The sequence below is a fragment of the Cupriavidus consociatus genome (assembly GCF_017814975.1).
GTDB lineage: Bacteria > Pseudomonadota > Gammaproteobacteria > Burkholderiales > Burkholderiaceae > Cupriavidus > Cupriavidus consociatus.
This window is the reverse complement of the sequence record NZ_JAGIQA010000019.1, coordinates 25,858-38,323: the sequence shown is the minus strand read 5'-3', so window position 1 is coordinate 38,323 and position 12,466 is coordinate 25,858. Positions and strand designations below refer to the sequence as shown.

At 68.3% G+C, this 12,466-nt stretch carries 9 protein-coding genes; 2 read left to right on the top strand and 7 right to left on the bottom strand.

The window, feature by feature from the left end; genetic code table 11:
* Window positions 1–9: 9 nt before the first annotated feature.
* The 4 genes from J8I82_RS23990 to J8I82_RS23975 form a co-directional block, all read right to left on the bottom strand.
* Window positions 10–1,137 carry an MFS transporter gene (locus J8I82_RS23990; protein WP_209761451.1) on the bottom strand — a complete coding sequence of 376 codons (1,128 nt, stop codon included), beginning with the start codon at window positions 1,135–1,137 and terminating at the stop codon, window positions 10–12.
* A 171-nt stretch (window positions 1,138–1,308) separates the two neighbouring features.
* Window positions 1,309–2,604 carry an MFS transporter gene (locus J8I82_RS23985; RefSeq protein WP_209761357.1) on the bottom strand — a complete coding sequence of 432 codons (1,296 nt, stop codon included), beginning with the start codon at window positions 2,602–2,604 and terminating at the stop codon, window positions 1,309–1,311.
* A gap of 143 nt (window positions 2,605–2,747) precedes the next feature.
* Window positions 2,748–3,155 carry a VOC family protein gene (locus tag J8I82_RS23980; RefSeq protein WP_209761356.1) on the bottom strand — a complete coding sequence of 136 codons (408 nt, stop codon included), beginning with the start codon at window positions 3,153–3,155 and terminating at the stop codon, window positions 2,748–2,750.
* Between the two features lie 8 nt (window positions 3,156–3,163).
* Window positions 3,164–3,514: a GFA family protein gene (locus J8I82_RS23975; RefSeq protein WP_209761355.1), complete on the bottom strand. Its 351-nt coding sequence runs from the start codon at window positions 3,512–3,514 to the stop codon at window positions 3,164–3,166.
* A gap of 173 nt (window positions 3,515–3,687) precedes the next feature.
* On the opposite strand from J8I82_RS23975, the gene J8I82_RS23970 reads away from it, so the two are divergent.
* Window positions 3,688–4,299, top strand: coding sequence for an HD domain-containing protein (locus tag J8I82_RS23970; RefSeq protein WP_209761354.1), 612 nt, complete (start codon window positions 3,688–3,690; stop codon window positions 4,297–4,299).
* A 74-nt stretch (window positions 4,300–4,373) separates the two neighbouring features.
* Here the strand turns inward: J8I82_RS23970 and J8I82_RS23965 are convergent, their stop codons facing one another.
* Window positions 4,374–7,967 carry an indolepyruvate ferredoxin oxidoreductase family protein gene (locus J8I82_RS23965; RefSeq protein WP_209761353.1) on the bottom strand — a complete coding sequence of 1,198 codons (3,594 nt, stop codon included), beginning with the start codon at window positions 7,965–7,967 and terminating at the stop codon, window positions 4,374–4,376.
* A gap of 343 nt (window positions 7,968–8,310) precedes the next feature.
* Here J8I82_RS23965 and J8I82_RS23960 point away from each other — a divergent pair, with 343 nt between their 5' ends.
* Window positions 8,311–9,585 carry an NYN domain-containing protein gene (locus J8I82_RS23960; protein ID WP_209761352.1) on the top strand — a complete coding sequence of 425 codons (1,275 nt, stop codon included), beginning with the start codon at window positions 8,311–8,313 and terminating at the stop codon, window positions 9,583–9,585.
* Window positions 9,586–9,681: 96 nt separating this feature from the next.
* On the opposite strand, the gene gspF is transcribed toward J8I82_RS23960, so the two are convergent.
* Both gspF and gspE read right to left on the bottom strand, forming a co-directional pair.
* Window positions 9,682–10,899 (bottom strand): type II secretion system inner membrane protein GspF, encoded by a 1,218-nt coding sequence (gene gspF / locus J8I82_RS23955; protein WP_209761351.1) that lies wholly within the window; start codon window positions 10,897–10,899, stop codon window positions 9,682–9,684.
* Between the two features lie 17 nt (window positions 10,900–10,916).
* On the bottom strand, window positions 10,917–12,458 hold the full coding sequence (gspE, locus tag J8I82_RS23950) for a type II secretion system ATPase GspE (RefSeq protein WP_209761350.1): 1,542 nt from the start codon (window positions 12,456–12,458) through the stop codon (window positions 10,917–10,919).
* Between the last annotated feature and the right edge of the window lie 8 nt (window positions 12,459–12,466).

Sequence of the window (12,466 nt, the reverse complement as noted above, 5' to 3'; positions counted from 1 at the left end):
AGCCGCACCTCAGCGGCTCTCCTTGCGCGGCGGCAGGTAGCGCCGCGCCGAGCGTGCGCCGGCCAGCGCGATCCAGCCCATGGTGAGCGCCACCACGGCCAGTCCCAAGCGCAGGTCGGCCAGGTGTGCTACGCCACCGATCAGCACCGGCCCCAGCAGCAGCCCCAGGTACGCGAAGCGCGCCACGCGCGAGATCGCCTCGGCCGGCGCCACCCCGGGCAGCCGTGAGGCGGCCACGAAGAAGATCGGCACCATGTTGGCCGCGCCCAGTCCCATCAGCGTGAAGCCCGCCAACGCCGCGAGCGGCAGCGGCGCCACCAGCGCCAGCACGATGCCAGCAAAGCCCAGCCAGGCGCTGCCGGCCAGGGTTGCGCCATCGCCCAGGCGCGCGCGCAGGCGATCGCCGCCGAAGCGCCCGCAAGCCATGCCGCCGGAGAAGGCCGCGTAGCCCAGGCTGATCCAGCCGGTCGGCGCCCCGGTCACATCGCGCATGTAGACGCTGGTCCAGTCATACATCGCGCCTTCGCCGATCAGACCCAGGAAGGCCAGCAGGCCGAGCAGCCACAGCGCGCGCACCGCATGGTCGCGATGGTGCGCGGCGCCAGGCATCACCGGGTGGTCAGGCAGCAGGCCGGGCATGGCCGCGAGCGCGGCCAGCGCGGTCACCCCCGCCATCATCGCCGCGTGCGCGAGCGGCGCCACCCCCAGCGCCAGCATCAGTCCGCCGAAGGCCGCGCCGGCCATGCCGCCCAGGCTGAACATGCCATGCAGCGCCGACATCACCGGACGCGGGCGGCTCGCCTCCACCGTGGCGGCCTGCGCGTTCATGGCCACGTCGAAGCCGGCATTGGCCATGCCGAACGCCACCAGCGCGGGCAGCAGCCACCAGAACGATGGCATGGCGAGGATGGCCACCGTGGCCAGCGCGAAAACCAGCCCGCTGGCCGTGGCCGCGCGTGCGCTGCCGACGCGCGCGACCCAGCGCCCGACCGGCCCCATCGCCAGGAGGGCGCCTCCGGCGACGGCGAGCATCGCCAGCGACAGCATCGCGTCGGACAGTTCGAAACGTGCCTTGATGGTCGGGATATGCACGCCCCAGGTGGCAAAGGTGGCGCCGTTGACGAAGAACAGTGCCATGGTGCCGCGCGTGGCGCGCGCGAGCGCGCCCGGCGAGGACGAAGCGATGGCGAGCGGGGCGGTGCCGGGTGGCGGGTTGGAATCGGACATCGTGATGCAGCAGCACGGCCGGCGCCGTTGGCCCGGCCGCAAAAGCCCTTATTGTCGTGCATCCGGGCGACAAGGGCAGCGCTACGGCGCGGTACCCGCGAGGCGCAGCAGCCCGCGCCGGTGCAGCGCGTAGCCGAAAGCCAGCAGCGCGGCCAGGGCCAGCGCCAGCATGACCCACAGCATCAGCCAGTAGCCGCCCGCGGCCCGCCACAGCAGCGCGCCCAGCCACGGCGCGGCGGCCTGCATCAGCAGCACCGGCGTCATCATCAGGCCGTTCAGCGTGGCGTAGTGGTGGCGCGAGATCAGTTCGGGCATGGCCATCGCGCGCAGCATCGTGTTGACGCCGTTGGCGCAGCCATACAGCACCGCGGCCACCATCAGCCAGGCGCCGTGGCCCAGCGCGAAGCAGAGCAGTCCCGCGCTCATCAGCAGGTAGACCGGCAGCGACAGCCGCACCGGGTGGCGCACTGCCGCGCGCATCATCAGCATGCGGCCCGCCACCTGCGCCGGGCCGATCAGCGCGGCCACCGCCAGCTGCTGCGACACCGGCAGGCCTTTTTCGGTCAGCATCGGGATCAGGTGCGCGCCCAGCAGCGAAGCCACCACCGCGGTCGCGGTGAAGGCCAGCACCACGGCCCAGAACACCGGCTGGCGCAGCGTGGTGCGCGCGATGCCGGCGCTGCCCGCGTCGGCGCCGGCGGTCGGCGTGCCGCTGTAGGTGGGATGCATGGCGTAGCGCATGCGTGCGTGCAGCGGCGCGCAGACCAGCAGGTTCAGCGCGGCAAAGCCGACCAGCGTGGGCCGCCAGCCGACATGCAGCACCAGCCATTGCGCCAGCGGCACGAAGATCGTGCTGGCAAAGCCGGCCATCAGCGTGACGATCATGATCGGCTTCTGGTACTGGTCGCCATAGGCCTGGCGCAGCACTACGAAGGCGGGCTCGTACAGCGTGGTGGACATGGCCAGCCCGATCGGCACCCACATCAGCAGGAACATGGCGGGGGAGGGCGACCATGCCCATAGCAGCAGCCCGATACCGGCCAGCACCGAACCGGCGCCCATCACTTTGCGCGCCGGCGCTCGGTCGAGCAGCCGGCCCACAGCGAACGAGCACATCGCCCACACCAGCAGCCCCAGCGAATAGCCGCCCGCGAGGAATGGCCTGGACCAGCCAGTGCTGCGGATCATCGGCTCGATGAAGACGGTGAAGGCGAAAAACAGCGTGCCCCAGGAGATGGTCTCGGTCAGGCCGAGGATCCAGACCAGCCGGCGTGGCGGCGTGGCCGGCTGCGCGGGGCCGGCGCGTGCCGGACTGGCGTCTGCGGAAGAATCGGTACTGGCGGCGTCCGTGTCGGAGCTGGCTTCTAGCGATGTCATGGCGGGTCCCGGCGAGGAGTGGCGCCATGGCTGGCGGCGCGCGGGACCAGTGGGAAATTGTAGCGATCCGGCGCGCACGCCGTGCAACCGCACGGCTGCGGCAGCGCGTTACTGTTCGGTCACCGGCGCGGCAATCGGCGTGGTCACCCGAGCGGCGGACCCTTCAGTTCCACCACGTTGCCGTCCGGGTCGCTGACGTAGAGCGACGGGCCCTTGCCTTCGGCGCCGAAGCGCTGCGCCACCTCGCTGGCCTGTACGCCGTGCCGGGACAGCCAGGCGCGCAGCGCGGGCTCGTCGAACGGTTCGATGCGCTGGCAGAAATGGTCGAGGTTGCGCCCCTCGGCGCCGGGCCCCGCGCCACCGGCGCGGCCCAGCGGGCCGTCCAGCGAGACCAGGTCGATCAGCGCGCTGCCCGCGCGCAGCTGCGTCAGGCCGAAGTCGGGCTGTTCGCGCTCGACGCTGCAGCCCAGCACGTCGACATAGAACCGTCGCAGCGCTTCGACATCGGCTGTGCGCAGCACCAGGTGGTCGAGATCGAGGATGCGGAACATGGCGGGCGTCAGTGGTGCAGGCCGTCGTAGTCGATGACCTTCAGGCTGTCCAGGTCGACATTGTCCAGGCAGCGTACGTTCACCGCCGCCATCGGCTTGCCGTCCTTGTCCTGGCCATCGGCGTAAGGGCCGCAGCCGCACACCGGGCAGAAGCGATGCGCGATCTTCATGGTGTTGAAGCGGTACGTCGATGCATTGCTGTCTGGGGTTTCCAGCTTGAACGTCGCGCGCGGCACGAACCACAGCAGGTGGCCGCGCCGGCGGCAGATCGAGCAATTGCAGCGGATCACGCTCGGGATGCTTTCGGCCTCGACCTCGAAGGCAATGTTGCCGCAGTGGCAGCTTCCGTGGAACGTCATGTCGTCTCCTTGTTCGTCAGTCTGTGGCTGCTGTGAACCGGTGGTGCGCCGCAATATGCCGGCACATTGTTAGCTTTTTGACAGTGTAGCGCCGCTGCGGGTGCCACAATGCCAGCACAACATGACGAGCGGATGTGCGGCCCTCGCGCACCCTCCCACAAAAGGAGACCAGCATGAGCGACACCCACGCGCCCGCGCGCGCAAGCTTCAGCCATATGGAACAGGGTACCCGCGAGGACTGGGCGGCGATTTCCGCCGAGTTCATGCCGTATGCGCGGGCGCTGCCCGACCGCGTGCTGGCGCACCTGCGGCTGCTCGATGGCGATTGCGGGGGTTTCCCGGTGGACCGGCTCACCCATTCGCTGCAGACCGCGACGCTGGCGCACCGGGACGGGCAGGATGAGGAATACGTGGTCTGCGCGCTGCTGCACGATATTGGCGATACGCTCGGCAGCTTCAACCATCCCGATATCGCGGCAGCGATCCTGAAGCCGTTTGTCAGTGCCGAGAACCTGTGGATGGTGGAAAAGCATGGCGTGTTCCAGGGCTACTATTTCTTCCATCACCTCGGGCTCGATCGCAACCTGCGCGAGCAGTATCGCAATCAGCCGGAGCTGTTCGAGCGCACGGCCGAGTTCTGCCGCAAGTACGATGCGGCGGCGTTCATGACGGACTACGACACGCTGCCGTTGTCGTTCTTCGAACCGATGGTGCGCCGGGTATTGTCGCAGCCGAAAAATTCGATGTATGTGAAGCCGGGGGAAAAGGAGCTGGCGCAGCCGTAGTGCAACGGCGCGAGCGGACCGATTGTGTCCGCTCTCTCCCAGGCCCTCTCCCGCAAGCGGGAGAGGGCAGCGCCTTACGCGGCCCGCTGCGCCGTTTCCGGATGCCTGAACTGCTCCAGCAGTTTTTGCCAGCGCCCGCGTACCGCCTTCAGGTTGTTCTCCTTCACGTGCCCGAAGCCCCGGATATCGTCGGGCAGGTTGGCCAGCGCCACGGCGGTGTCGTAGTTGGCGGCACTCAGGCCCGCCACCAGCTCATCGAGCAGGGCACGGTATTCGCCGATCAGCGCGCGCTCGGTGCGGCGTTCCCCGGTCTTGCCAAAGACATCGAACATGCCGCCGCGCAGGCCCTTCATCTTCGCCAGCATGCGGAACAGCGTCATCGTCGACGGACCGAACCTGCGCTTGACCAGATGACCCTTGCCGTCGCGCTTGGCCGTTGTCGGCGGAGCCAGCCAGAAGTTGAGCTGGTAGTCCTTGCCCGGTTCGCCTTCGAACTGCGCGCGCAGCTTGTCGAGGAAGACGGGATCGGTATAGAGCCGCGCCACCTCGTACTCGTCCTTGTACGCCATCAGCTTGGCCAGGTTGCGCGCCGCGGCCTCGGTCAGCGGCAGCGGCTTGCCGCTGCCAGCCAGCGCGCTTTCGGCCGCGCGCACGCGGTCGATGGCTTCGCGGTAGGTGCGCGCGTAAGCGGCGTCCTGGTAAGCCGTCAGGTGCTCCATGCGGCGGGCGATCAGCTTCTCCAGCATCGCGCCGGTCGAGGTGGGCAGCTTGACCACTTCCGCGCCTTCGGCGGTGGTCTGCAGTTTGCCGGTCAGCGACAGCACGTGCTCCGGGTCGTGCGCCATGTGGCGGCCCCAGTCGAACGCGGCCTTGTTCTTCTCGACGGCCACGCCGTTGAGTTCGATGGCGCGTTCCAGTGCCTGCAGCGTCAGCGGGATCCAGCCCTTTTGCCACGCATAGCCGAGTACCAGCGGGTTGGTGTAGATGGCATCGCCCAGCAGCGCCACGGCGAGGCCGCTGGCGTTGATGAAGTCGCACTTCTCGCCGACGGCGTTGCGCACGTCCTGCTCGGCCGACACGCCCGGGAACTGCCACTTCGGGTTCTTGATGAATTCGGCGGTCGGCGTCTGCGCGGTGTTGACCACGGCGCGGGTGCGGCCCGCCTGGGTCTTGGAGATGACTTCGTCGGTGGCGGACACGATTGCATCGCAGCCGATCACCAGGTCGGCTTCTCCCATCGCGATGCGGGTTGCGTGCAGGTCCTCGGGACGCGCGGCCAGTTGCACGTGCGACAGCACCGCGCCGCCTTTCTGCGCCAGGCCCGCCATGTCGAGCACGGTCACGCCCTTGTTCTCCAGGTGCGCTGCCATGCCCAGCAGGCCGCCGATGGTCACCACGCCGGTACCGCCCACGCCGGTCACCAGGATGCCGTAGGCACGGCGGATCGGCGGCAGCTCGGCCGCCGGCAGCGCGGGCAGGCTGTCCATCGACACGCCATGCTGCTCGGGCTTGCGCACCTGCGCGCCTTCGGCCGAGACAAAGCTCGGGCAGAAGCCGTTCAGGCACGAGAAGTCCTTGTTGCACGACGACTGGTTGATCTGGCGCTTGGTGCCGAAATCGGTCTCCAGCGGTTCCACCGACAAACAGTTCGACTTGACCGAGCAATCGCCGCAGCCTTCGCACACCGCATCGTTGATGAAGACGCGGCGCGCCGGGTCTTCCATCGTGCCGCGCTTGCGGCGGCGGCGCTTTTCGGTGGCGCAGGTCTGGTCGTAGATCAGGATGGTGCAGCCCGGCACTTCGCGCAGCTCGCGCTGCACGCTGTCGAGCTGGTCGCGGTGATGGATGTCGATGCCCTGGGGCAGCTTGATCGCCGCGTTGTACTTCTCCGGCTGGTCGGTGACGATGACGATCTTCTTCGCGCCCTCGCTATGCACCTGCCAGGCGATGTCCTGCACCGACAGCTGGCCGTCCACCGGCTGGCCGCCGGTCATCGCCACCGCATCGTTGTACAGGATCTTGTAGGTGATGTTGACGCCCGCGGCGATCGACGCGCGGATCGCCAGCAGACCCGAATGGAAGTACGTACCATCGCCCAGGTTGGCGAACACATGCTTGTCGCCCGCGAACGGCGCCTGGCCGATCCACGCCACGCCTTCGCCGCCCATCTGGCTGAAGGTGCTGGTATTGCGGTCCATCCACACCGTCATGTAGTGGCAGCCGATGCCGGCCAGCGCGCGCGAGCCCTCGGGCACGTTGGTGGAGGTGTTGTGCGGGCAGCCCGAGCAGAACCACGGCTTGCGCTCGGCGGTCACGCGCGGCGTGGCCAGCGCCTTTTCCTTGGCCTCGATGATGGCCAGCCGCGCGGTGATGCGCGCGCGCACGTCCATCGGCAGCTCGAACTTGTCTAGCCGCGTGGCGATGGCCTTGGCGATGATCGCTGGCGACAGCTCATAGTGCGCTGGCAGCAGCCAGTTGCTCTGCGGGATCGACCATTCGCCGCCGGCGTTGTCCTTCTCGTCGAACTTGCCGTAGACCTTGGGACGGACATCGTCGCGCCAGTTGTACAGCTCTTCCTTGAGCGCGTACTCCATGATCTGGCGCTTCTCTTCGACCACCAGGATTTCCTGCAGGCCCTCGGCAAACGCGCGCGCGCCATGCGCTTCCAGCGGCCACACGCAGCCGACCTTGTACAGGCGGATGCCGATCTGCGCGCAGGTGGCATCGTCCAGGCCCAGGTCGGCCAGGGCCTGGCGCGTATCAAGGTAGGCCTTGCCGCCGGTCATGATGCCGAAGCGCGCGTGCGGCGAATCGATCTCGATGCGGTCCAGCCTGTTGGCGCGTACATAGGCCAGGCCCGCGTACCACTTGAAGTCGAGCAGGCGCGCTTCCTGTTCCAGCGGCGGGTCGGGCCAGCGGATATTCAGGCCGCCCGGCGGCATGATGAAATCCTCCGGCAGCGCGATCTGCACGCGGTGCGGGTCCAGCTCCACCGATGCCGACGATTCCACCACGTCGGTCACGCACTTCATCGCCACCCACAGGCCGGAATAGCGGCTCATGGCCCAGCCGTGCAGGCCGTAGTCCAGATACTCCTGCACGTTCGACGGATACAGCACCGGCAGGCCGCAGGCCTTGAAGATGTGCTCCGACTGGTGCGCCAGCGTCGACGACTTGGCCGAGTGGTCGTCGCCGGCCAGCACGAGCACGCCGCCATGCCGCGACGAGCCGGCCGAGTTGGCGTGCTTGAACACGTCGCCGGTGCGGTCCACGCCCGGCCCCTTGCCGTACCACATGCCAAACACGCCATCGAATTTGGCATCGGGGTACATGTTGACCTGCTGCGAGCCCCATACCGAGGTCGCGGCGAGATCCTCGTTCAGCCCGGCCTGGAACACGATGTTGTGCGCGGCCAGGTGCTTCTTGGCCTTCCACAGCGACTGGTCCAGCGCGCCCAGCGGCGACCCCCGGTAGCCGGAGATAAAACCGGCGGTGTTCAGCCCGGCGACGCGATCGCGCTCCTGCTGCAGCATGGGCAGGCGTACCAGCGCCTGCGTGCCGCTGATGTAGATGCGGCCACGCTCCAGCGTGTATTTGTCGTCGAGGGAAACATTGGCGAGCGCGCGGCGGATGGCGTCGCTGACCGGGGTGGTCAGGGGGGCATTCATAGGTGCTCCTTCCTCTATGGGGCGTGTGGTCGGGATCACCGACACCTGCAGTTGTGGGCAACCGCCTCGCAGCCTCTTGTGGAGGCGTTGGGCGGCTGTGTCTCTGCGCGGCATGGTAGCACCGCCGTGCGGTCGGCGGTACCTTGCAGCGCAGCACGAAACGTACCCTTGGCAACGGTGATTTCCCATATGGACGGGGGTTCACGTGTACACTGCGTTGCATCGAGAACGCCGGCGCTGCCGCCCCGCGGTCTTCGATGCACCACATCTGCCGCGCCAGCCTGGTGCAACCTGATTTCCGATTGCCCGTCGCTAGCACGGGCAGTCCAGCGAATACCCGAACATGACCAATTCCCCCCGCCAGGGCACCGCGACCCTGGCCGTGCTGATCGACGCCGACAACGCGGCGCCCGCCATTGTCGAAGGCCTGCTGGCCGAAGTCGCCAAGTACGGCGTCGCGGCCGTCAAGCGCATCTACGGCGACTGGACCCGGCCCAACCTGGCCGGCTGGAAGGAGCGGCTGCTGTCGCATTCGATCCAGCCCATCCAGCAGTTCCGCTACACCGTCGGCAAGAACGCCACTGACAGCGCCATGATCATCGACGCCATGGACCTGCTGTACACCGGGCGCTTCGACGGCTTCTGCATCGTCTCCAGCGACAGCGACTTCACCCGGCTGGCCTCGCGCATCCGCGAGCAGGGGCTGATCGTCTACGGCTTCGGCGAGCGCAAGACGCCCAAGCCCTTCGTCACCGCCTGCGACAAGTTCATTTATTCCGACGTGCTGCGCGCCGAGGCCGACACCGAAGGCGCTGAAGGCATCGATGGGGCCGCCGCGCCCACGCGCAAGCGCAGCGCCGGCGAACTGCGCCAGGACTCGCGCCTGGTGCGCCTGCTGCAGAGCGCGGCGCAGGCCGTGTCCGACGAGGACGGCTGGCTGACGCTGGGCAGCATGGGCAACCACATCGCCAAGCAGGCGCCGGAATTCGACTCGCGCAACTATGGCTACGGCAAGCTCTCGGAACTGGTGGCGGCTACGGGGCTGTTCGAGGTCGAGACCCGCAACGGCGGCAACAACAAGACTATCTGGGTACGCCTGAAGAAGCGGAGCAAGGGCGGCGGCGAGCAGCAACAGCGGCCGTCGCAGCAACAACCCGCTCCTCAGCCCGAGCCGGCGCGCCGCAACCCCGCCCCGGCGGTGGTTGAAATCCCCGAATCGGCACCGGAACCTGTCGCTGTCCAGCTGGAACCCCAGGCAGTGGAAGAGCCGCCCTTCGTCGCGGCCGACGCGGTACAGCCGGAGCCGGAACTAGTGCCGCCGCTGGAAGCCGCGCCACAGCCGGATCCCGAGCCCGGGGCCGACGCAGAGCCCAAGCCGCGCAGCCGCAAGCGCCCCGCGAGCCGTCCGGAGGTGACGCTGAGCGAGACGCCATGGCCGATCGACCAGTCGGTGTTTGCCGCGCCGGGGGCGACGGTGTTGACGGCGACGGTGGAGGCGGAGCCTGAAGTGCCGGCGCAGCCGGAAGTGGTAGCCGAGGCAGCGCCTGCCCCGGCGCCGGCGCCGGCGCGGAAGCCGCGCAAGCGGACTGCCAAGAAAAAGGAAACCACTCTCGAGTAAATAGACCGCTCTGTTTGCGCCCCTCTCCCGCGTGCGGGAGAGGGGTGCTTGTGCGAGCGGCGTCAGGCAATGCAGTCGCCAGCGCGATATCACCGCCTACCGCACCAACTGGTTGATCTCGATAATCGGCATCAACACCGCCAGCACGATCAACAGCACCACCACCCCCATCGTCAGGATCAGCAGCGGTTCCAGCAAGCTGGTCAGGAACAGCGTGCGCCGTTCCAGCTCCTGCGCCTCGCCCTGCGCAGCCCGGTCCAGCATCACCGGCAAGTTGCCGGTCGCCTCGCCCGACCGGATCAAATGCACCAGCACCGGCGGAAACTGGTTCTGCGCCGCCAGCGCGCGCGCCAGCGACGCCCCTTCGCGCACGCGCGTATTGGCGTCTTCCACATTGGCGCGCAATGCCTCGTTGGTCAGCGTCTCGCCGGCCGCCTGCAGGCTGCGCAGGATCGGCACGCCCGCCGACACCAGGATCGCCAGCGTGCCGGCAAAGCGCGCGGTGTTATAGCCGCGGATCAGCTTGCCGAACAGGGGCGCGGTCAGCAGCCACCGGTGCCATTCCAGCCGCACGGCCGGCTGCTTCAGCAGGCTGCGGATCGCCAGGGCAATCACGGCGATGAACGCCAGCGCCGCCCACCACCAGTTGCGCACGAAATCCGACAGCCACAGCATGATGATGGTGAGCGTCGGCAGCTTCTGCTTGGTGTTCGCAAACACGCTCACCACCTGCGGCACGACATAGGACAGCAGGAAGATCACGATCGCGAATGCGACCACCGTGACGATAGCCGGATAGGTGAACGCAAGCCGGATCTTCGACGTCAGCGTATTGCGCGACTCGATATAGCCCGCCAGCCGCTCCAGCACCAGCCCGAGATGGCCCGAATGCTCGCCGGCGGAAACCAGCGCGCGGTAGATGTCCGGAAAGTCGCGCGGATGCTGCGCCAGCGCCACCGACAGGGAGCTGCCGCCCATCACCTCGGCGCGAATGCCGGCCAGCAGCTCGTGCACATATGGTCGTTCGGCCTGGTCGGCCAGGGCGCCAAGGGCTTCGTCCAGCGGCAGGCCGGCCACGATCAGGCTGGCGAGCTGGCGCGTGAACAACGCCTGCTCCTGCGTCGACAGCTTGCGCGCGAACAGCTGGCTGCCGCTGCGCGGCGCCAGCCCGGCACCGGCCAGCGCATCGACGGTCAGCGGCGTCAGCCCGCGCGCGCGCAGTTGCGAGCGCGCCTGGCGCGGACTGTCGGCCTCGATGACGCCGCGGTCGGTCTTGCCGGCGGCGTCGGCGGCTTCATAGCGGAAGGCTGGCATCCGGTGTCTGCTCCGCCTTAGTCGCGCGTCACGCGCAACACTTCCTCAAGCGAGGTCGCGCCGCTGTCGATCCAGCGCTGTGCGTCGCCGCGCATGGTGTGCATGCCGTGCGCCAGCGCCACCTGCTTGATCTCCGATTCCGGCGCCTGCCGGTGGATCATCGTGCGGATCTCGTCGCCGACGGTCAGCAGCTCGTAGACGCCCATGCGGCCCTGGTAGCCCGACTGTCCGCACTTGTCGCAGCCCACCGGATGCCAGACATGCTGCAGCGGCTTGCCCTGCGCCGGCAGCGTTTCGGCATCGGCCGCGGCTGCTTCCGCAGGCAGCTCGATTACTTCCTCGCGCTTGCAGTGCGGGCACAGGCGGCGTACCAGCCGCTGCGCCAGCACCCCGAGCAACGACGACGACAGCAGAAACGGCTCGATCCCCATGTCGACCAGCCGCGTTACCGCCGAGGCCGAATCGTTGGTGTGCAGCGTCGCCAGCACCAGGTGGCCGGTCAGCGAGGCCTGCACCGCGATCTGCGCAGTCTCCAGGTCGCGGATCTCGCCGATCATCACCACGTCCGGGTCCTGGCGCAGGATCGCACGCAGGGCCTTGCCGAAGGTCATGTCGATGCGCGCATTGACCTGGGTCTGCCCGATGCCTTCGAGGTCGTACTCGACCGGGTCTTCCACCGTCATGATGTTGGTGGTGCGCGCATCCAGCCGCGACAGCGCGGCATACAGCGTGGTGGTCTTGCCCGAGCCGGTCGGCCCGGTCACCAGCACGATGCCGTGCGGCTGCCGGATCAGGTGGTCGAAGCCGCGCAGTGTATTGGGCGACATGCCGAGCCTGGCCAGGTCGAGCCGGCCCGCTTCCTTGTCGAGCAGGCGCAGCACTGCGCGCTCGCCGTGGCCGGTGGGCAGCGTCGACACGCGCACATCCACCGGCCGCCCGCCCACGCGCAGCGTGATGCGGCCGTCCTGCGGCAGGCGTTTCTCGGCGATATCGAGCTGCGCCATGATCTTGATGCGCGAGATCAGCGCGCCGTGCAGCGCCTTCTTTGGCCGCACCACATCGCGCAGCGTGCCGTCGACGCGGAAGCGCACCACCGACGACGACTCGAACGGCTCGATGTGGATATCCGATGCGCCTTCGCGCGCCGCCTGCGTCAGCAGCGCGTTGATCATGCGGATGATTGGCGCGTCGTCCTCGGACTCGAGCAGATCTTCCACGGCGGGAATGTCCTGCATCAGGCGCGACAGGTCGACCTCGCCCTCGACTTCACCCACCACCTGCGCCGCGCTGCCGTCCTGGCGGTTGTAGGCATCGGACATGGCGCGCTCGAGCGCCTCGGGCTCGAGCACGCGCAGTCGCAGCGCGCCGTGCACCCGGGCAATCTCCGCCAGCGCGGTCGGGGAGGTGGCGCGGCTGACCCATACCTCCAGCCCGTCGGGGCGCTGGTGCGCGATCAGCAGCGGCGCTTCGCGCGCAAAGCCGTACGAAACCAGCCGCGCCGCCATCGGCGAGGGCGGCTCGAGTGTGTCGGGGGGAGGGATCTGGACTTCGCTCGCCATGGCAGGCC